This is a genomic window from Microbacterium sp. SL62, from assembly GCF_026672635.1.
GTDB lineage: Bacteria > Actinomycetota > Actinomycetes > Actinomycetales > Microbacteriaceae > Microbacterium > Microbacterium testaceum_A.
Genome location: NZ_JAPPRM010000001.1, coordinates 1,386,988 through 1,407,118 on the forward strand (window position 1 = coordinate 1,386,988; position 20,131 = coordinate 1,407,118).

At 70.3% G+C, this 20,131-nt stretch carries 17 protein-coding genes; 11 read left to right on the forward strand and 6 right to left on the reverse strand.

The genetic code is table 11. The annotated features are described in order from the left end of the window. The first annotated feature begins 48 nt into the window (after positions 1-48). Entirely contained in the window at positions 49-717 is a 669-nt protein-coding gene (locus tag OVA26_RS06475; protein ID WP_268103498.1) for a ComF family protein, read from the forward strand. 93 nt (positions 718-810) lie between these two features. Beyond that, a complete protein-coding gene (hpf, locus tag OVA26_RS06480) occupies positions 811-1,473 on the forward strand; it encodes a ribosome hibernation-promoting factor, HPF/YfiA family (RefSeq protein WP_268103499.1) in 663 nt (220 codons plus the stop codon). A gap of 74 nt (positions 1,474-1,547) precedes the next feature. Here the strand turns inward: hpf and OVA26_RS06485 are convergent, their stop codons facing one another. Continuing rightward, on the reverse strand, positions 1,548-2,855 hold the full coding sequence (locus OVA26_RS06485) for a hypothetical protein (RefSeq protein ID WP_268103500.1): 1,308 nt from the start codon (positions 2,853-2,855) through the stop codon (positions 1,548-1,550). A 183-nt stretch (positions 2,856-3,038) separates the two neighbouring features. On the opposite strand from OVA26_RS06485, the gene secA reads away from it, so the two are divergent. After that, positions 3,039-5,834 (forward strand): preprotein translocase subunit SecA, encoded by a 2,796-nt coding sequence (gene secA / locus OVA26_RS06490; protein WP_268103501.1) that lies wholly within the window; start codon positions 3,039-3,041, stop codon positions 5,832-5,834. A 147-nt stretch (positions 5,835-5,981) separates the two neighbouring features. Beyond that, positions 5,982-7,208 (forward strand): pyridoxal phosphate-dependent aminotransferase, encoded by a 1,227-nt coding sequence (locus tag OVA26_RS06495; RefSeq protein WP_144782283.1) that lies wholly within the window; start codon positions 5,982-5,984, stop codon positions 7,206-7,208. Between the two features lie 102 nt (positions 7,209-7,310). Here the strand turns inward: OVA26_RS06495 and OVA26_RS06500 are convergent, their stop codons facing one another. Further along, on the reverse strand, positions 7,311-7,685 hold the full coding sequence (locus OVA26_RS06500) for an Rv3235 family protein (protein WP_268103502.1): 375 nt from the start codon (positions 7,683-7,685) through the stop codon (positions 7,311-7,313). 717 nt (positions 7,686-8,402) lie between these two features. On the opposite strand from OVA26_RS06500, the gene OVA26_RS06505 reads away from it, so the two are divergent. Beyond that, positions 8,403-9,899, forward strand: coding sequence for a sensor histidine kinase (locus tag OVA26_RS06505; protein ID WP_115915631.1), 1,497 nt, complete (start codon positions 8,403-8,405; stop codon positions 9,897-9,899). 191 nt (positions 9,900-10,090) lie between these two features. Here OVA26_RS06505 and OVA26_RS06510 read toward each other — a convergent pair whose 3' ends face one another. Continuing rightward, positions 10,091-10,339, reverse strand: coding sequence for a WhiB family transcriptional regulator (locus OVA26_RS06510; RefSeq protein WP_013583608.1), 249 nt, complete (start codon positions 10,337-10,339; stop codon positions 10,091-10,093). 212 nt (positions 10,340-10,551) lie between these two features. Between OVA26_RS06510 and OVA26_RS06515 the strand changes: the two genes are divergently transcribed. Further along, on the forward strand, positions 10,552-10,932 hold the full coding sequence (locus OVA26_RS06515) for a histidine kinase (protein WP_268103503.1): 381 nt from the start codon (positions 10,552-10,554) through the stop codon (positions 10,930-10,932). A gap of 65 nt (positions 10,933-10,997) precedes the next feature. Here OVA26_RS06515 and bcp read toward each other — a convergent pair whose 3' ends face one another. The 3 genes from bcp to aroA are packed head-to-tail and all read right to left on the reverse strand — an operon-like array spanning position 10,998 to position 13,883. Continuing rightward, positions 10,998-11,471 carry a thioredoxin-dependent thiol peroxidase gene (gene bcp, locus OVA26_RS06520; protein WP_268103504.1) on the reverse strand — a complete coding sequence of 158 codons (474 nt, stop codon included), beginning with the start codon at positions 11,469-11,471 and terminating at the stop codon, positions 10,998-11,000. Continuing rightward, the gene (rsgA, locus tag OVA26_RS06525) at positions 11,468-12,532 is read right to left on the reverse strand and encodes a ribosome small subunit-dependent GTPase A (protein ID WP_056226911.1); all 1,065 of its coding nucleotides are present in this window, start codon (positions 12,530-12,532) and stop codon (positions 11,468-11,470) included. Before rsgA ends, bcp begins: the two co-directional genes overlap by 4 nt. Before the next feature lie 13 nt (positions 12,533-12,545). Next, a complete protein-coding gene (aroA, locus tag OVA26_RS06530) occupies positions 12,546-13,883 on the reverse strand; it encodes a 3-phosphoshikimate 1-carboxyvinyltransferase (protein ID WP_268103505.1) in 1,338 nt (445 codons plus the stop codon). A gap of 112 nt (positions 13,884-13,995) precedes the next feature. Here aroA and OVA26_RS06535 point away from each other — a divergent pair, with 112 nt between their 5' ends. Genes OVA26_RS06535 through OVA26_RS06555 form a run of 5 tightly spaced genes read left to right on the forward strand, consistent with a single transcriptional unit; the run spans position 13,996 to position 20,039 of the window. Further along, positions 13,996-14,598 (forward strand): sigma-70 family RNA polymerase sigma factor, encoded by a 603-nt coding sequence (locus OVA26_RS06535; RefSeq protein WP_056228410.1) that lies wholly within the window; start codon positions 13,996-13,998, stop codon positions 14,596-14,598. Then, a complete protein-coding gene (locus OVA26_RS06540; RefSeq protein ID WP_056226914.1) occupies positions 14,595-14,837 on the forward strand; it encodes a zf-HC2 domain-containing protein in 243 nt (80 codons plus the stop codon). The genes OVA26_RS06535 and OVA26_RS06540 overlap by 4 nt, the downstream gene beginning before the upstream one ends. Before the next feature lie 52 nt (positions 14,838-14,889). Further along, positions 14,890-16,194 (forward strand): GNAT family N-acetyltransferase, encoded by a 1,305-nt coding sequence (locus OVA26_RS06545; protein ID WP_268103506.1) that lies wholly within the window; start codon positions 14,890-14,892, stop codon positions 16,192-16,194. 36 nt (positions 16,195-16,230) lie between these two features. Beyond that, a complete protein-coding gene (locus tag OVA26_RS06550) occupies positions 16,231-18,741 on the forward strand; it encodes a bifunctional lysylphosphatidylglycerol flippase/synthetase MprF (RefSeq protein WP_268103507.1) in 2,511 nt (836 codons plus the stop codon). Further along, the gene (locus OVA26_RS06555) at positions 18,738-20,039 is read left to right on the forward strand and encodes an alpha/beta hydrolase (RefSeq protein ID WP_268103508.1); all 1,302 of its coding nucleotides are present in this window, start codon (positions 18,738-18,740) and stop codon (positions 20,037-20,039) included. The genes OVA26_RS06550 and OVA26_RS06555 overlap by 4 nt, the downstream gene beginning before the upstream one ends. The last annotated feature ends 92 nt before the right edge of the window (positions 20,040-20,131 follow it).

The window sequence follows — 20,131 nt, forward strand, 5'->3', positions numbered from 1 at the left end:
GGGCGGCGGGGCGGGCGGAGCCCTCGCGCCGCGGAGCAGGCTGAGCGCATGCCCTTGTCCGCGGCCCTGACCTCGTCGTTCCGAGATGCCCTGACGTTCTGGCTCCCCGTCGCGTGCGCCGGGTGCGGTGTCGTCGACACCGATCTCTGTGCCGGATGCCGTGACGCCCTGGCCCCGAGCCCGATCCGCCGCGCCATCGGATCGGGGATGACGGTCACGAGCGCGCTCGCGTTCGACGGGGTCGCGGCCCGCGTCATCCGTTCGCTCAAAGAGGAGGGGCGGACCGGCCTCGCGCGCGACCTGGCCCCGGCGCTCGATGCCGTGCTGCGTCTCGCGGTGCCCGCCGGCGCGCGCGTGACGACCGTGCCGGGGACGCGTGCGGCCTTCCGGCGACGGGGCTTCCGCCCCCTCGACATCCTGCTGCGGCGGGCGGGGTGGACGCACGAGCGACTGCTGCGGGTGGCCCGCGCGACCGATGACCAGCGGGGACTCGGTCGCAGCGCTCGCCGCGAGAACGTCGGGGGAGCCTTCGCCGCCCGACCTGTGCCGGGCGGGGTCGTCGTGGTCGTCGACGATGTCGTGACCACCGGATCGACGCTGTCCGAGGCGGCACGCGCCCTGCGCGCGGCGGGGGCGGACGAGGTGATCGCCGTGGCGCTGGCGCACACGCCGCGTCGCAGGAACATCGAAGGTGAATCCCGAGTGATTGAGACGTGACACGGGGGTGGCGGGCTACTAGCGTAAGGATGACTGAAGGCGACGGATGTTCCGCCCTTAGACCGGGCGGAACCCGGAACAAGGAGGTCACAGATGGACACCAACATCGTCGGCGTGGGAGTCGGTATCACCGATCGTTTCCGCTCGGTGGTCGAAGAGAAGGTCAGTCGCATCGAGCACCTGGCGCCGCGCGCTCACGCGCTCGAGGTCAAGGTGACCCACCGCTCCTATCGCAACGGTCGTCTCGAAGACGACACCGTCGAGCTCACGCTCGACGGCAAGGGCCCGGTCGTTCGCGCGGAGGCGACCGACACCGACAAGTTCGCGGCCCTCGACCTCGCGGTCGACAAGATCTCCGAGCAGGTGCGCCGGGCGAAGGACAAGCGCATCGACGCGCGAAACCACCCCCGGGGCGCGAAGTTCGAGAAGGGCACCGGAGAGCTCGCCGGCATCGACGTCGAGCCCGCCTCCGTCGAGGTGCTGCGTGCCGTCGCGACCGGCTCGGTGCCCGTGCAAGAGACCGGTGCCGACGAACAGGACTACTCGCCCGTGGTCATCCGACAGAAGGAGTTCGGCGCCGAGTGGATGACGGTCGAAGACGCCGTCGACCGCATGGAGCTCGTCGGCCACGACTTCTTCCTCTTCATCGACGCCCGCACCGATCACCCGAGCGTCGTCTACCGCCGCAAGGGCTGGGACTACGGAGTGATCGCGCTGGCGACCCAGGCCGCCCCGGCCGTCGGGGTCGCATCCTGACCTGAGAACGACACGACGCCCCCGGTCCTCGGACCGGGGGCGTCGTCGTGCGGGGCGAGCCGTGGGAAGCAGGCTCAGCCGTCGAAGATGTCGCCCAGCAACGAGCCGATGACGAGGCCGCCGAGCATGCCGCCGACCATGTTGCCGCCGCCCATTCCGCCCCCGCGGCCGTACCCGCCGCCGCGGTTGTCTCCGCTCCAGTCGTTCGGGCGGGACTGCTCGATGTCGCGCTGAGCGATCTGCAGGGCCTCGGATGCCAGCGACCCGGCGCGCCGCGCGGTCGCGAGAACCGTCTCGCGCTGGTCCTCGGGCACGGGACCGAGCGGCAGACCCGCGCGGAGGCGTTCGGCCTCGACGAAGCGGGTGCGCGCGTCGGCACCGATCCATCCGCGGTGACCGGTGATGAGGCCGCGGGCGACGGCGATCTGCCGGTCGGCGTCGTCGATCGCGTGCTCCACCTGATCCTGCGAGGGGACGGGGCGGGCAGCGCGCTCGCGCGCGAGGTCGAGATCGGCGTTGGCCTGGCGCAGCGACGACAGCGCCTGGAAGGGATCGCTGCGCGATCCCGAGGCGGGGAGCGCGGTCAAGGCCTGCTGCAGCGTGGCCATGGCCTGGACCACGGCCGGTGTCTGCGCGCCGAGGCGCGCTTCGATCAGGTCGTTGCGGGAGTCGTCGACCACGGCGGCGAGAGTCGACTCGGCGCGGAGGGCTTCGATCTCGAAGGTGTCCACGGCATCCAGGAGCGATTCCGCCCGACGAACGGCCTCGGTGGCCGCCTCGAGGGCGACCGACGCCTGCTCGCGCTGGCCCGCTTCGCGGCGGCGCTCTGAGACGGCGGCGGTGTGCACGGCGAAGTCGAGCAGCTGCTCGATCTCTTCGGGGTTGCCGCCGATCTGGGCCAGGGCCGAATCGCTGTAGCGGCGGGACAGTCTGTCGACGACCTCGCGGGCGTTCGGGACGCGCTCGGCGAGTCGGTCGCGATCCGCGCGCACCCGCGCCAGGGTCTCGGGAGCGCGGCGCACCGCGTCGATCTTGGGCTGGAGCACCTGGGTGCGCTCTTCGAGCAGGTCTTCGGCCCACTGCGACAGCTGGATGATGCGGGCGTTGCGCGTGCGCAGCTCTTCTTTGGTGTCCGGGATCTCGTCGTGGTTCAGCTGGTGCAGCTGGAACGCCTCGGCGAGGTGGGTGCGCACGGAGTCGAGGGCCGCCGCGAGGTCTTCGGTCGCCTTGTCGCCGAGTTCGGCGCGGGCGAAATCGAGTTCGTCCGAGGTCAGGCGCACGCGCTCGTCGGCCGCGACGATCGCGAGCTCCGCTCGGCGTGCCAGATCGGCATCCGCCGCGTCCTGCTCTTCGCGCTTCCTCTTGCCCCAGAAACCGGCCATGGGTCGATCCTAAGCGTCGGGTTCGGCGGCGTCGCCGTGTGTTCGCTGCGGGCGCGCACCGCTCTTTCGGATTGCGGCCTCCTCGCAGGTCACGAACGGGTAACACGGATAACATGGGCGATGTATGCCTGTTCGCAGGCCGGCGTCCACGCGGGCGCCGCACCCGACAGATGGAGATGCTCCGTGGCCAATCCGCTCGAGAAACTGCTGCGCGCCGGCGAGGGCCGCATCCTGCGCCGACTGCAGGGCGTCGTGAAAGCGACCGGAGCGCTCGAAGAGGACTACGAGCAACTCACCGACGACGAGCTGCGCAACGAGACCGTCGAGCTGCGCGCGCGTTACGAAGCCGGTGAGACGCTCGATCAGCTCATGCCCGAGGCCTTCGCCGCCGTTCGCGAGGCGGCCAAGCGCACGCTCGGCCAGCGGCCCTACGACGTGCAGATCATGGGTGGGGCAGCCCTCCACCTCGGCAACATCGCCGAGATGAAGACCGGTGAAGGCAAGACGCTGACCGCGGCGCTGCCCGCGTACCTCAACGCGATCGCCGGACAGGGCGTGCACGTCATCACGGTCAACGACTTCCTCGCGAGCTACCAGTCCGAGCTCATGGGCCGCGTCTACCGCGCCCTCGGCATGACCACGGGAACGGTCGTCGCGGGACAGACCCCCGAGGTGCGCCGCGAGCAGTACGAGGCCGACATCAGCTACGGCACGAACAACGAGTTCGGATTCGACTACCTGCGCGACAACATGGCCTGGCGCAAAGAAGACCTCGTGCAGCGCGGTCACTTCTACGCCATCGTCGACGAGGTCGACTCGATCCTCATCGACGAGGCCCGCACCCCGCTGATCATCTCGGGCCCGGCATCCGGCGAAGCCAACCGCTGGTTCGCGGAGTTCGCCAAGCTCGCCCGCACGCTCGAGGCCGGCGTCGACTACGAGGTCGACGAGAAGAAGCGCACGATCGGCGTGCTCGAGCCCGGTATCGAGAAGGTCGAGGACTACCTCGGCATCGACAACCTGTACGAATCGGCCAACACCCCGCTGATCTCGTTCCTGAACAACTCGATCAAGGCGATCGCGCTGTTCAAGCGCGACACCGACTACGTCGTGATGAACGACGAGGTCATGATCGTCGACGAGCACACCGGCCGCATCCTCGTGGGTCGTCGCTACAACGAGGGCATCCACCAGGCGATCGAGGCCAAGGAGGGCGTGCCGGTCAAGGCCGAGAACCAGACCCTCGCGACCGTCACCTTGCAGAACTACTTCCGTCTGTACGACAAGCTCGCCGGCATGACCGGTACCGCCGAGACCGAGGCGGCCGAGTTCATGTCGACCTACAAGCTCGGCGTGGTTCCCATCCCGACCAACAAGCCGATGATCCGCAAGGACCAGTCCGACCTCGTCTACAAGAACGAGACGGCCAAGTTCGCGCAGGTCGTCGAAGACATCGTCGAGCGCCACGAGAAGGGCCAGCCGGTCCTCGTGGGCACCACGAGCGTCGAGAAGAGCGAGTACCTCTCGCGGCTTCTGGCGAAGAAGGGCGTGCGTCACGAGGTCCTCAACGCCAAGAACCACGCGCGCGAGGCCGAGATCGTCGCGCGCGCGGGCCGCCTGGGCGCCGTCACCGTCGCCACCAACATGGCCGGTCGCGGAACCGACATCATGCTCGGCGGAAACGCCGAGTTCCTCGCCGTGCAGGAGATGAAGGCGAAGAACCTCGACCCGGTCGAGACCCCCGAGGCCTACGAGTCCGAGTGGGATACCGTGTACCAGAGCATGCGCGACACCGTGGCCGAGGAGGCCGCGAAGGTGGTCGAGGCCGGTGGCCTATACGTGCTGGGCACCGAGCGTCACGAGTCGCGTCGCATCGACAACCAGCTGCGCGGTCGTTCGGGCCGTCAGGGCGACCCGGGTGAGAGCCGCTTCTACCTCTCGCTCACCGACGACCTCATGCGCCTGTTCCAGTCGGGCGCGGCCGAGGCGATCCTCGCGCGCACGAACTTCCCCGACGACGTCGCAATCGAGTCGGGCCTCGTCTCGCGCGCGATCAAGAGCGCCCAGTCACAGGTCGAGGCGCGCAACGCCGAGATGCGCAAGAACGTGCTGAAGTACGACGACGTGCTGAACCGTCAGCGCGAGGCGATCTACGCCGACCGTCGCCACATGCTCCAGGGCGACGACATCGCCGATCGCGTGCAGCACTTCATCGAGGACGCGATCACCGCCGTCATCGACGACCACACCGGCTCGGGTCACACCGAGTCGTGGGACTTCGACGCCCTCTGGACCGAGCTGAAGACCATGTACCCCGTGAGCGTCACGATCGACGAGGTCGTGGCCGAGGCGGGTGGCAACAAGGGTCGCATCACGCCCGAGGGACTCAAGCGCGAGATCATCTCCGACGCCCGCATCGCGTACGAGAACCGCGAGAAGGCCCTCGGCGAGCAGGCGCTGCGCGAGCTCGAGCGACGCGTCGTGCTGCAGGTCCTCGACCGCCGCTGGCGTGAGCACCTCTACGAGATGGACTACCTCAAGGACGGCATCGGCCTGCGCGCCATGGCCCAGCGCGACCCGCTCATCGAGTACCAGCGCGAGGGCTACCAGATGTTCCAGTCGATGATGGGGCAGATCAAGGAGGAGTCGGTCGGCTTCCTCTACAACCTCGAGGTCGAGGTGCGCAAGGTCGAGGGTGACGAGGCTCAGGTCGAGGCGAAGGGCCTTGCCCCGACGCCGGTCGAGACCCAGCGCCTCGAGTACTCCGCGGCCAATGACGCCGGCGAGGTCGAGGTCCGCAACGACCGCGGTCAGGTGCAGCAGGCCGCCACCAACCGCCTCCGTCAGGCCGAGCAGCAGGCCGAGCCGCCTGCCGAGCAGGCCCCCGCCGCCCGCGGAGCCTTCGGCCAGCGGGTGGCCCCGGGCGATGAGCCCGCCGCGAGCAACCGCGCCGATCGTCGCGCCGCCAAGAAGAAGTGATCGCACGACGGATGCCGCGCCCCGAGGTCGGGGCGCGGCATCCGTCGTTTTCGGGTACGTCGTCCGGCCGCCGGTCGGGGGACTGGCCCGACCGAGGGGTCCACGCGGTGTCGATTGGCCGCGACGGCCCGGGGATATCCTGAACCGATGAGCCCGCTGCGCCCCCTCGACCAGTCATCCAAGCTGAAGGACGTCCTGTACGAGATCCGCGGGGAGGCCCTCGTCGAGGCCGATCGACTCGAGGCCGAGGGGCACTCGATCCTCAAGCTCAACACCGGCAACCCGGCGATCTTCGGCTTCGAGGCGCCGCACCAGATCGTGCGCGACATGATCGCCTCGGTCCCCAACGCCCACGGCTACAGCGACAGCCGCGGCATCCTGTCCGCTCGTCGCGCGGTCGTCTCGCGGTACGAGCAGGAGCCCGACTTCCCCCACCTCGACCCCGATCACGTCTTCTTGGGCAACGGCGTGTCCGAGCTCATCACGATGACGATGCAGGCGCTCCTCGACGAGGGCGACGAGGTGCTCATCCCCGCCCCCGACTACCCGCTGTGGACGGCGATGACGAGCCTGGGCGGCGGCACGCCCGTGCACTACCTGTGCGATGAGCAGCGCGAGTGGCAGCCCGACCTCGAGGACATCCGCTCCAAGGTCACGCCCCGCACCAAGGCGATCGTCGTCATCAACCCGAACAACCCCACGGGCGCGGTGTACTCGCGCGAGATCCTCGAGGGCATCGCCGACATCGCCCGGGAGCACTCGCTCCTGCTGCTGGCCGACGAGATCTACGACCGGATCCTGTTCGACGACGCGGTGCACATCCCGATGGCCACGGTCGCCCCCGACCTGCTCTGCCTCACCTTCAACGGCCTCTCGAAGACCTACCGGGTGGCGGGATACCGCTCCGGCTGGCTCGCGATCACCGGCCCCAAGGAGCACGCGCAGGGATTCCTGCACGGCATCAACCTGCTGGCATCCACTCGCCTGTGCCCGAACGTGCCGGCGCAGTTCGCGGTGCAGGCGGCGTTGTCGGGGGTGCAGTCGATCGACGCGCTCATCGCCCCGACGGGTCGTCTTCACGAGCAGAGGGATGCCGCGTGGCAGGGCCTCGAGGCCATTCCGGGCGTCTCGTGCGTCATGCCGCGGGGGGCGCTCTACGCCTTCCCGCGCTTCGATCCCGACGTGTACGAGATCCCGGACGACGCGCAGTTCGTCCGCGACTTCCTTCTGGCCGAGCACGTGCTGCTGGTCCAGGGGTCGGGTTTCAACTGGCCCGCGACCGATCACGTGCGCATCGTCACGCTCCCTGAGGCCCGCGTCATCACCGACGCGATCGAGCGTCTCGGAAACTTCCTGGCTTCCTGGCGGCCGTGACCCGGGGCGGGCGCGGACCTCTTCCGCACGGTCGCAAGCGAGCGGGCGAGAAGAGGTCGACGACTTCGCCGGTCGGCGCGGTCTCGTCGGGCGGTCGCCGGCTTACAGCAGGTGGAGCGCCGTGATGCGCCACCGTCGCTCGATCGTCTCGAGCCGGAGGGCGATGGCGCGGGTACGCAGACGACCCGAGACGATGACGGTCGCTTCGAGGGCACCTTCCCGAGGTGAGAAGAGGCGGATGCCGCGGACATGGTGGACGGCGCGGTACATCTGAACGCCTCGCGCACTCCGGGCGCGGGCGGCGAGGCTCGTTCGCACGAGGAGCGCACGGTAGACCTCCTCGGACATCCACCGTGCCAACTGCTCCGGGTCACGGACGCCGGCGACCACCTCGAGGACACCGCGGACCATGTTGCCGACGAAGACCTCGATGGCGGGGAGGCCGTCAGCGGCGTGCTCCGGACCCGGATTGCTCACTGGACGGGCGTTCTGCTGGGCACGCCGCGAAGGTTCGCGTCGCCGTGCTGATTCGGGCATGGGTCCTCTGTCTGTGCGTCGTACGTTCGGCGAGTCGGGGTGAGGCCGACAGTAGGACAGTCATCGCACGGGCCACGGAGTTTTCGCGGTGTCTGTGGAGGGCTTTCGACGGGGTGAGGTTGAGGAGGAGCCGCGGTCATTCTTCTCGTCGCCGCGTCGACCGTTCCGCACCGCGACTCTTTCCCTCAGCTCCACGGACCTCGTCGCCCACGGGTCGCTCGAGAGGGACGCTCTCCGCGTCATGTCGGGCTGCTCGCCGGCGGACGCGTGAACGCCTTCGGGATCGGCGTCCCGGCGCGGGGGAGCCCCGACCTCGAGGTCGCGGCGCGCATCGTCGGGCGCTGGCGCGACCACCCGGACGGGATCGCTTCCGGGCGATTGTGCGACGTTCGTCGTCACGGTAAATCGTCCACGGGGTGAGTGCCTCTCCGTCTTGGCCTCACCACGTCCACCATTGTGCGGACGTCGCGACCTCACCCTGCGCACCGCCCGGGCCTGCCGGGCAGGAGAGCTCGAGGGGACGGGTGGGTTTCTCTCGCCCGCGCCTTAACCTGCCGACGCATTCGAGGCGGTCGAACTTCACCCGCACCCTCACCGAGCGCCGGCCGGACGCCTCTCGCGGATGCCCGCGTCGGAGGCTCCCCCTAGGGTGGAGGGGTGTCGACACTCAGTGAACTCGTCTACGCCCAGGGCCGCTCCAGCGAGGCGGACGTCGAGTGGCTGCACCGGCTCGCGGGCGACGGGCAGTTGCTCGCCGACCTCGCGTTCGCCGACATCGTCATCTGGGTCCCCACTCCCGACGACTCGTTCGTCGCCGTCGCCCACACGCGGCCCGGGGGAGCGGCGACGCTCTTCTACCGCGACATCGTCGGCGACCGCGTCCGTCCGCAGTGGCGTACCCAGGTGCGGGAGGCCTTCCAGAGCGGTCGCATCGTCGACTCGGCATCCCCCGATTGGTTCGAAGAGACGCCCACGCGCGTGCGCGCGGTGCCGATCGTGCGCGAGCTCTCGCGCGAGGGCCACGCGGTGACGACGGTGGGCGTGCTGACCCGCCACACCAATCTCGGCGAGACGCGGACCCCCTCGCGGCAGCAGATCACCTTCAACGACTGCGCCGACGACGTCTTCGGCATGATCGCCTCGGCCGAGTTCCCCGACCTCTCGGCCCCGACCGCCCCCCGGCGCGGGGCTCCCCGCGCCTCCGACGGACTCATCCGTCTCGACGTGGACGGCATCACCACCTTCGCGAGCCCGAACGCGCTCTCGGCGTTCAACCGCATGGGCTTCGACGACGAGCTTGAGGGTGAGTCGCTCGCCGAGGTGACCGCGCGCATCCTCCCGGCCAAGCGCCAGGACGTCGACGAGTCCCTTCCCGTCGTCGTCAGCGGGCGCGCTCCCTGGCGCGCCGACATGGAGGCGCGCGGCGTGCAGGTCTCGTTGCGCACGATCCCGCTGCGCGACCGCGGCACGCGCATCGGCGCGATCGTGCTGAGTCGCGACGTGACCGAGATCCGCCACCAGGAGCAGGAACTCATCACCAAGGACGCGACGATCCGCGAGATCCACCACCGCGTCAAGAACAACCTGCAGACGGTCGCCTCGCTGCTGCGCATCCAGGCGCGCCGCACCCATTCCGACGAGGCGCGCGACGCGCTCACCCAGGCCATGCGCCGCGTGTCGGCGATCGCCGTGGTGCACGACACCCTTTCGGAGGGACTCGCCCAGAACGTCGACTTCGACGACGTCTTCGCGCGCGTGCTCAAGCTCGTCGCCGAGGTCGCCGCGGCCCCCAACACACGGGCGCGCACGCGCACCACGGGCAAGTTCGGCACGCTCCCGAGTCAGTTCGCCACCCCGCTGGCCCTCGCGCTCACGGAGCTCGTCACCAACGCGGTCGAGCACGGGCTCGCCGGGCAAGAGGGCGATGTCGAGATCGCGGCGGAGCGGAGCGGCGAGATGCTCGAGGTCAGCGTGCGCGACACGGGAGTGGGCTTGCCCGAGGGTCAGGTGGGCCGCGGGCTCGGTACGCAGATCGTCCGCACCCTCATCCAGGGCGAGCTCGGCGGCACGATCGACTGGCACACCCTGATGGGTAGCGGCACCGAGGTCACCATCGAGATCCCGCTGCGCTACATCGGCGGTTCCGCAGCCTGACGCGGCACCGCCCCGCGGCATCCCTTGATCCGGACGGCGTGTCGCCTCGGCTCCCTACCGCGTCGCGCGCGCGGCGCGGGGTCTCGAAGGTTCGGGGTGTCGTGGGGCGCGGGGAGCGCTCAGGCGGGAGCCAGGGCCCTGAACGCGCGAAAGCCCGCCCCGAGGGGCGGGCTTCGGCGCGGCGACGGACGTCAGGAGGCGCGGCGGGCGCGAGCGGCGCGGCGCTTGAGCGCGCGACGCTCGTCTTCGCTCAGACCACCCCAGACGCCCGAGTCCTGGCCGGACTCGAGGGCGTACTGCAGGCAGACCTCGGTGACGGTGCAGCGAGCGCAGACCGACTTGGCCTTCTCGATCTGGTCGACCGCGGGGCCGGTGTTGCCGACCGGGAAGAACAGTTCGGGGTCGACGGTGAGGCAGGCTGCTTTGTCGCGCCAATCCATGGGGGTGCTCCTTGTAACAGAAAATTGGTCGATTCGGCACCGGGATTCGGGTCCGGTACCCTGGTGGGAACGCGAGCGATTGCTCGCCCCACTTCGCTGTGGGAGCACACGGCTTGTTCCATGCTCCCATAGCGATTCCGCCTGATCAAGAGGTAACCGCGAGGTTTCCAGATCGTAACGGCGCGGATTCGCCCGCCGGGGAGGCCTTCCGGATGCCGATTCGTCTCGCTGCCGCGGTCCTGCTCGGACTCGAAAGCCTCGGCATCCTGGCGCTCGCCGGCTGGCAGACGGTCGCCCTCGTCGGCGGCGACACCGACTCGGTGGTGAGCTCGCTCGCCCTCATCGTCCTCACCGTGGTCGGTGCGGCCATCGTCGGTGCCTTCGGCGTCGCCACGGCCCGCGATGTCTCGGCCGGTCGATCCGGGGGGATCGTCACGCAACTGCTCATCCTCTCGGTCGCCATCGGCGCGGTGACCGGGGAGTGGGCGTCTCCGGCGATCGCCGTGCTCATCGCGGTGCCGGCCGTCGTCGGTCTCGTGCTGCTCGCGCTGGCGGTGCGCGCGGCGGCGCCGCGACGTCGCGACGACGACTGAGTCACGGCGCAGACGCGAAGACCCCGCCGACCGCTCGTGCGGGGCGGGGTCGCGGCATTCGCGGATCAGGCGGCGGCGAGACCGAGGGTCTTGCGCAGACGCGCCACGTGGCCGGTGGCCTTGACGTTGTACATCGCCTCGACGATCTTGCCCTCTTCGTCGACGACGAAGGTCGAGCGGAGCACGCCCGTGACCGTCTTGCCGTAGTTCTGCTTCTCGCCCCACGCGCCGTAGGCCTCGTGCACGGCGTGGTCGGCGTCGCTCAGCAGCGGGAAGGTCAGACCGTCGCTGTCGCGGAACGCGCGCAGCTTCTCGGGGGTGTCGCGCGAGATCCCGAGCACCGTGTACCCGGCGCCCTGGAGAGAGGCGAGGCTGTCGCGGAAGTCGCATGCCTGCGTGGTGCATCCCGGCGTCTGAGCCGCGGGGTAGAAGTAGAGGATCACGCGGCGGCCGCGGAAGTCGCCCAGCGAGACGGGGTGTTCGTCCTGGTCGATGAGGGTGAAGTCGGGGGCGATGTCGCCCTTTTCGAGGTTCGTCACCCCTCCAGCCTAGAACGCTCGATGCCCTGGAACGTCGTCAGCAGGCGCTGCAGGGAGTCCAACCGGGCGGCGGCCCCGGGGCCGAGGCGGCCGGACTCGACCGCCTCGATGATGGCGCAGTCGGGAGCGTCGGGCAGGTGCGTGCAGCCGCGCGGGCACTCCTCGGCCACTTCGGCCAGATCCGTGAACGCGCCGAGGACGTGCGCGGGGTCGACGTGTCCGAGACCGAACGACCGCACGCCCGGGGTGTCGATGACCCAGCCCGAGCCGGCGCGTCCGCGGTACCGCAGCGACACCGCGGACGAGGAGGTGTGACGCCCCCGCCCGGTGACGGTGTTCACATGACCGATCGCGCGCTCCGACCCCGTGAGGGCGTTCACCAGCGTCGACTTGCCCACGCCCGAGTGCCCCACGAACACCGTCGAGTGGCCGACGAGGGCCTCGCCGATCTCGTCGAGGGGCATCTGCCCCTGCGCGCTGGTGAACACGCGCAGGTCGAGACCGACGAAGTGCGCGAGGAACTCCGTGGGGTCGGCCAGGTCGGTCTTGGTGACGACGAGCAGGGGACGGATGCCGGCATCCAGCGCCGCCACGAGGTAGCGGTCGACGAGGCGGGCGCGGGGTTCGGGGTCGGCCGCGGCGACCACGACGAGCATCTGGTCGGCATTGGCCACGATCACGCGCTCGACCTGGTCGGTGTCGTCGGCGCTGCGGCGCAGCAGAGACGTGCGCTCCTCGAGACCGATGATGCGCCCGAGGGTGCCTTCGTCGCCCGTGAGATCGCCGACGACGCGGGCGCGGTCGCCGTTGACGATGGGCTGCTTGCGGAGCTCGCGCGCGCGAGTGGCCAGCACACGACGTTCGTCGGGGCCGTCCTCGTCGACGAGGACCGTGTAGCGGCCGCGGTCGACACCGAGCACGCGGGCGATCTGCGCGTCGGCATGGGCGGGACGCCGCTTCGTCCGCGGCCTGTTCGCCTTGGGATTGGGGCGGACGCGGATGGACGACTCGTCGTAGCGGAGGTCGTCCTCGTCGTCGTCGGCGTCGTCGAGCCAGCTCACGGTCGCTGCTCGCTCACACGCGGGGAGCGCGCAGCATCGCCTGCCACAGCGCCGCGAACTGGGGGAGGGTCTTGGCGGTGGTTCCGATGTCGTCGATCCGCACGCCGGGAACACGCAGACCGATCAGGGCGCCGGTGGTGGCGAGACGGTGGTCGTGGTGGGCCTTCCACTCGCCGCCGACGAGGGGCCGCGGCACGATGCGGATGCCGTCGTCGAGCTCGTGGGCCTCGCCGCCGAGCGAGCGGAGGTTTCCGACGAGGGCGCTGATGCGATCGGTCTCATGACCGCGGATGTGCCCGATCCCGTGGAGCGTGGTGGGACCGTCGGCGAACGCCGCCAGGCCGAACAGCGTCGGCGCCAGCTCGCCCGCCGCGGACAGGTCGAGATCGACACCCAGGATGCCGTCGTCTCCGGCGGCCACGGTGAGGGCGCCGCCGCGACGGCTGACGCGGGCTCCCATCTCGGCGAGGATGTCGACGAGGAGAGCGCCCGGCTGCGTGCTGTGCAACGGCCAGCCCGTGACGGTGACGGAGCCGCCCGTGACCATCGCCGCGGCGAGGAACGGCGAGGCGTTGGAGAGATCGGGTTCGATCGCCACGTCCTTTGCGCGCACGGGGCCGGCCGGCACGATCCACTCGCCGGGAGCGGGGCGTTCGACGTGCACCGCGCGGTGGGCGAGGGCTTCGACGGTCATGTCGATGTGCGGGATGCTCGGAAGGCGCGAGCCGACGTGACGCAGGTGGAGCCCCACGTCGAAGCGTGCGGCCGCGAGCAGGAGCCCCGAGACGAACTGGCTCGACTGACTCGCATCGATCTCGACTTCGCCGCCGCGCACGTGTCCGTGCCCGCGCACCGAGAACGGCAGGGCCCAGTGGCCGCCGTCGTCGATGTCGACACCGACGTCGCGCAGGGCGTGGATCATGGCGCCCATCGGACGGTGCAGTGCGCTCTCGTGCGCGGTGACGTGCACGTCGCCACGGGCGAAGCCCGCCACGGGGGCGATGAACCGCATGACGGTTCCGGCCTGGCCGCAGTCGATCGTGCCGTCGCCCGTGAACGAGGACGGAGGGGTCACCAGCAGGTCGGGGCCGAAGGGCGAGCCGGTCTCGATCTCGTCGATCCCGACGCCGAGGATGCGCAACGCGTCGACCATGCGCGCGGAATCGTCGGAGTGCAGCGGTCCGTGCAGCGTGCCGGGGCCGTCGGCGATCGCGGCGAGGATCAGTTCGCGATTGGTCAGCGACTTCGAACCCGGCACGGTGACCGTGGCATCCAGGGGGCCGTCGGACACGGGCGCGTCCCACTCACCGCGGGGAGTGGCGGCGGAAGGGGAATACCCAAGGGGAGTCATCGGTTCCTAGCCTACTGAAAGGGGACGACACGTGACCGCACTTCTCGAACGCGACCGCCTGCCGGAGGCCATCCCGGTGGTCGCCGACACGCTCGACGTAGACTGGCGCGCGATGAACGACACCGCAGACGCCGGCCCACAGGCGGAGCCCCGCGCACAGTTCGAAGAGCAGGCGCTGCCCTTCATGGATCAGCTGTACGCCGCAGCGATGCGCATGACGCGCAATCCGGCCGACGCCGCCGATCTCGTGCAGGAGACCTTCGTGAAGGCCTTCGGCTCGTGGGCGACGTTCACGCAGGGCACCAATCTGAAGGCGTGGCTCTACCGCATCCTGACGAACACGTACATCAACACGTATCGCAAGAAGCAGCGCGAGCCCTACCAGAGCGCGATCGACGATCTCGAGGACTGGCAGCTCGGCGGAGCCGAATCGACCACCGCGAGCAGCGCCCGTTCGGCCGAGGCCGAAGCGATCGACCACATGCCGGCATCCGTCGTGAAGGACGCGTTGCAGTCGATCCCCGAAGATTTCCGGATGGCGGTGTACCTCGCCGACGTCGAGGGCTTCGCCTACCAGGAGATCGCCGACATCATGAAGACTCCGATCGGTACGGTCATGAGCCGTCTGCACCGCGGCCGGCGGCTGCTGCGCGACCTGCTGTCGGACTACGCCAAGGAGCGCGGCATCCAGGCCGCGACGGGAGAGAAGAAATGAGCGACTGCGGCTGCGACAAGGCGCGACGCGACCTTGAGGAGTACCTCCGCAACGAGGTCTGCAAGACCCAGCAGAAGGACATCCGGGAGCACCTCGAGAACTGCCCCGGATGCCAGGACGAGGCCCTCGTGGCACGGACGCTGACCGAGGTGGTCGCGCGTGCGTGCAAAGAGACGGCGCCCGACGAACTCCGCGACCAGGTGCTCTCGCGCCTGCGCGCCATCCAGGCCACGCACTGACGCCGCGGGCGTTCGCTCGCCGCGTGTCGGAGGTGATCCCTAGGCTGGGGTCATGGCATCCCTCGACACTCTGACGCTGCCCCTCGACCCGACCTCCGCCGCCGACCTCGCCGCCTCCGGGCTCGAATACGAGCGGGTGGATGCCGACGGCGAGGGGTTCCGTCCGTTCCAGCGGGCGGTCGCCCGGGGTTTCCTGGGCGGGGAGTCGACCGACGACGAGGCCGAGAACGCGCGCAAGACCCTGCGGACCCGCCGTCTGACGGCGGTCTACGACCGTCGGGGCGTCGAGCCCGCGGTGCCGGTCGGCACGATCGACTCGTGGGCCTCCGAGCTGACGACCTCGCCGGGGCGCGTCGCCCCGCTCTGGTCCATCAGCGCCGTCACGGTGGCCGCGACGCACCGTCGCCGGGGGATCGCGCGCGCGATGATCGGCGGTGAACTGCGGACGGCGGCCGCGGCCGGCTTCGCCATCGCGGGCCTCACCGTCACCGAGGCGACGATCTACGGGCGCTGGGGTTTCTCGCCCGCCGCGTGGGCCTCCGACGTGCAGATCGACACGGGCCGCGCCCGCTGGACGGGTCCGACGGCACCCGGGCGGCTCGACTTCGTGCCGCGCGAGGCAGTCGTGGAGCGCGTGGCGGCCGTCCACGAGCGAGTGCGCATCCAGCGCCCCGGGTCGGTACCCGGGTGGGACGGGCGGTGGCGCGGGATCGCGGGTCTCACGCCCGGCGACAAGTCGGGCGAGAAGGTCCGCGCGGTCGCCTATCGTGGCGCGGACGGCGACGAGACGGGCATCCTCGTCTACACGATCGACGAGCGCGACGACTTCTCGGCGCACGAGCTCGAGGTGCGCGCCCTGTTCGCCGTCGACGCCGAGGCGTCCGCGGCCCTCTGGCGATTCGCGATCGAGCACGACCTCGTCGGTCGGGTGAAAGCGTGGCTGCAGCCCGCCGTGCCGCCGGTGCAGTGGATGGTCGCCGACCGTCGCGCCGTGACGGCGACCCTCACCGACCACCACTGGCTGCGCATCCTCGATGTGCCCGGGGCCCTGGGCTCGCGGCGGTACGCGGGAGCACTCGACGTGGTGCTCCGCGTGGCCGACCCGCTCGGCTTCGCCGAGGGAACGTGGCGTCTGCGCGTCGGCGCGGACGGAGAAGCCGTCGTCACCCGGGCGGACGAAAGCGAGGCGTCGGAGGTCGAGCTGACGGTCGGCGCCCTGAGCTCGCTCCTGCTCGGCGGGGTGCGCTCGACGGAGCTCGCCCACGCGGGACTCGTGCGGGCAGGGGCCGACGTCCTCGTCTCCGTCGACCGGGCTTTCACCCCCGAGGCGACCCCGCTGCTCGACATCTGGTACTGACGCCTTCTCATAGGAATTGGCAATACGCTTTCGCCGATGTCCGAATCCGCCGCTCCTCCGGTCGCCGACCGACCGCCGTCACGCCTGACGAGGGTGGGCGCGTCGCTGCGTCGTTACCTGTCGCACAACCCGGTGGCGATCGTCGTCGCGGTGATCGTCGTGGCGTCCGCCGCGGCGACCGGGTCGCTGTGGGGCGACGACGCGCTGGTCTGGGGAGCAGGGCCGTTGGCCACGTTCGCCAGCGGCCGCTGGTGGACCCTGCTGACCGCACTCGTCGTGCCGGATTCGACGATCGACGCGTTCTCGTCGGTGCTGCTCGCTCTGACCGCGCTCGCGTACGTCGAACGTCTGGTCGGATCGCGGCGCACGAGCCTGTTCCTCGCCGCCATCGGGCTCAGCGGATTGCTCGTGGGCATCGGCCTGCACGCCGCCGCCTGGACGATCACCGACCTCCGCCCCGTCGTCGCGGCCGAGGTCCCCGTGCTCGACCCGACCACGGCGATCGCCGGGGCCGTCATGGCCGGATCGGCCTTCGCACCGACGCTCTGGCGTCGTCGTCTGCGTCTGGTCGGCTTCGCCCTGTTGGCCCTCTTCGCGCTCTACGCGGGTGACGCCGACTCCTGGTACCGCCTCTCGGCGGCCGTCATCGGACTCTTCGTCGGTGCCCTGCTCGCGCGGGGCCGCGAGCGCCGGTCGTGGCACCGCAGTTCGACGCGCGAGACGCGAACCCTCCTCGCCCTGCTGGTCGCGGTCGTGGGCAGCGGCCCGATCGTCGCGCTCGTCAGCGGGGGAGGCCGCGGGCCGCTCTCGCTCGTGGTGGACGCCTACATGCAATACGACGACGAACTGCTCGCGCAGTGCGGCAGAGTCGCGTCGTCGGTCTGCGACGAGCAGATCGGCCTCCTCATGACCCGGGGCGCGGGCCCCGCCCTCCTCGCGATCGTGCCTCTCGTGCTGCTCCTCGTCGCCGCGTGGGGGCTGCGGCAGGGGAGGCGCTCGGCCTGGATCGTCGCGGAGTTCGTGCTCGTGGCATCCGCCGTCCTCCCCGTCATCTCTCTGCTGGACGGCCGCCTGCGCATCGACCCGTGGGTCGACGGCAGCGGCGCGGAGTACGTGCTCTGGGCGATCGCGACGATCGTGATCCCCCTCGCGCTGGCCGCCGCCCTGGTCGTCGCCCGCGCGCGCTTCTCGGTGCGCGCCACCCCGCGCGCGGCGCGGATCGTCGCCGTGGTGGTCACCCTCGCCTTCGTCGTGTGCGCGACGACGCTCTTCGTGGTCGAGGCGATCGGGCACCGCGCCTTCGACCGGGACGTGTCCGTCCTCGATCTGCTCGGCTTGACGGTGCGACGGTTCCTCCCGCCGTCCTTCACCCACCCGGGCGGGTCCACGGCGTTCCCGCACAGCGGACCCGCGCTCTTCGCGTACCAGTGGATCGGCGTGCTCTTCTGGGCCATCGTGGTCGCCGCGATCCTCTGGCTCTATCGACGCTCGCGGCGCCCCGCCGCGGTCGACGACAGCCACTACCGCGATCTGCTGCGACGCGGGAGCGACACGCTCGGTTTCCTCGGCACCTGGGCCGGGAACAGCCACTGGTACTCCGACGACCGGGAGTGCGCCGTCGCCTACCGCTTGAGTGGAGACGTGGCACTGGCGGTCGGCGACCCCCTCGCCCCCGAGGGGCGGCGCCCGGAGGCGCTGAGGGGCTTTACCGATTACTGCGTCGAGCACGGGTGGACCCCGGCGTTCTACAGCATCCACTCCGACACCCTCGACGATCTGGTCGACCTGGGGTGGAGACACGTCCCCGTCGGGGTCGAGACGGTCATGGACCTCCCGGGCCTGACCTTCGCCGGCAAGACCTGGCAGAAGGTGCGGCAGCCCCTCACCCGGGCCGAGCGCGAGGGGTACACGGCCGTGTGGTCGCGCTGGCACGAACTGAGCGTCGGTCAGTCCTCGCAGGTGATCGCCATCGACGAGGAGTGGGTCGCCGACCGCGCCCTGCCGGAGATGGGTTTCACCCTGGGCTCTCTCGACGAACTCCGTGACCGCGATGTGCGCCTGCTGTTGGCGGTCGGCCCCGACGATCGCATCGAGGCGGTCACCAGCTGGATGCCGTCGTGGACGGCGGGTGAGATCTCGGGGTGGACGTTGGACTTCATGCGGCGCCGCTCGGACGGCCCCAACGGCATGATGGAGTTCCTCATCGCCAAGGCCGCCCTCGAGCTGCAAGAGGAGGGCGCCACCGTCTTGAGCTTGTCGGGAGCGCCTCTCGCAGACGACCCGGACGAAGCCGTCGACGGCGACCCCGCGCCTCTTCGGGCTCTGCTGCGCTGGCTCGCCGAGGTCCTCGAACCGGCGTACGGGTTCGCGTCGCTCTTCCGCTTCAAGGGCAAGTTCCGGCCCCGGTACCGCCCGCTCTCGCTCGCCTACCGTGATCCGCTGCAGCTTCCCGCCATCGGGGCCGCGGTCGGACGCGCCTACCTGCCCGACGCGTCACGCCGCGAGATCGTTGCGCTGGCCCGAACCGCCTGGGAGGGACGCCGGTGAACAAGTTCATCCTGTCGTTCGAACTGATCGACAGCCCCATGCTGCTCATCAGCGCCATCGTCGCGGCCCTCGGCGTGATCGCCGTCGTGGTGTGGCGTCCGCGTCGGGTCGTGGGCACGCTCGTGATCGGGATCGCTGCCGGCGTCGTGATGTTCGTCGTCGCGAAGATCCTCGAGGCGATGAACACCTTCCAGGGTCCGTTGCCCGGCGCGGCCATCTGGTGGGCATCGGGATCGATGGTCGCCGTCGCAATCGGCATCGTCGGGATCTTCCGTGCCCCGTGGCCGCGTCGCGTCCTCGGCGTCGTCGCCGTGATCGCCTCCCTGCTGGCGGGGGTCCTCGGCGTGAACACCTCGTACGGGGTGACCCACAACCTCGCCGCGATCCTCGGCGTCCAAGCCCTCGATCCGGCGTCTCTGCCGCAGCAGGACGCCGTCGCCGAAGATCCCGCCACGCTCTACCAGACGTGGGAGCCGCCGGCCGACATGCCGACCAAGGGATCGGTCAGCGCTCTGACGGGGAGCACCAAGATCCCCACCGGGCAGTACGCCGCGCGCGACGCGTCGCTCTACCTGCCCCCCGCGGCCCAGGTCGCCAAGCCTCCCGCTCTCCCTCTGCTGGTGTTCATGATGGGGCAACCCGGTTCTCCCGACCCGACGGCGCTGGCCAAGGCGCTCGACGCCTTCGCTGCGAAGAACAAGGGACTCGCGCCCATCGCGATCGTCGTCGACCAGCTGACCGCCCCGGATCGCGATCCGACGTGCGTCGACTCCGCTAAGTACGGCGCCGTTGCGACCTACATCAACCAGCTCGTGCCGCAGTGGGCCGAGAAGAACCTCAACATCACCACCGACCACACGTACTGGACCATCGGTGGGTTCTCCAACGGCGGCTCGTGCGCCGCCCTGTACGGGGCCAAGTACCCGGGCACGTGGGGGCAGATGCTCGACGTGATGGGCAATGAGTTCCCCGGGTCGGAGCACGTCGATCAGACGGTCAAGGACGTGTACAACGGAGACGCCGGGGCCTTCCAGGCGAACAAGCCGTCGGTGGTCATGGCGGCCGCGGCGCCCGGCACGTTCAGCGGCCACACGGCGATCTTCACGTGGGGGAGCGAAGACAAGACCTACGGCCCGGGGCAGCTCGCGAACTCCAAGGCGGCGGAGGCCGCGGGATTCACGGTGCAGACGCACATCGTCGAGGGAGCCGGGCACACCGGCGAGGCTCTCGACGGCAGTCTGGCCTGGGCGATCCCGGCCTTGGCGCCCACGCTGGGGCTGGCTGCGCCGGCATCCTGAGGCCACCGCCGGAAGACAGCGTGAGCGGCTTCGCCCGGAAATGGATCGCGGACCCGGCTTGGCGACGCGGTAGGCCCGATCCGCGGGCGCGG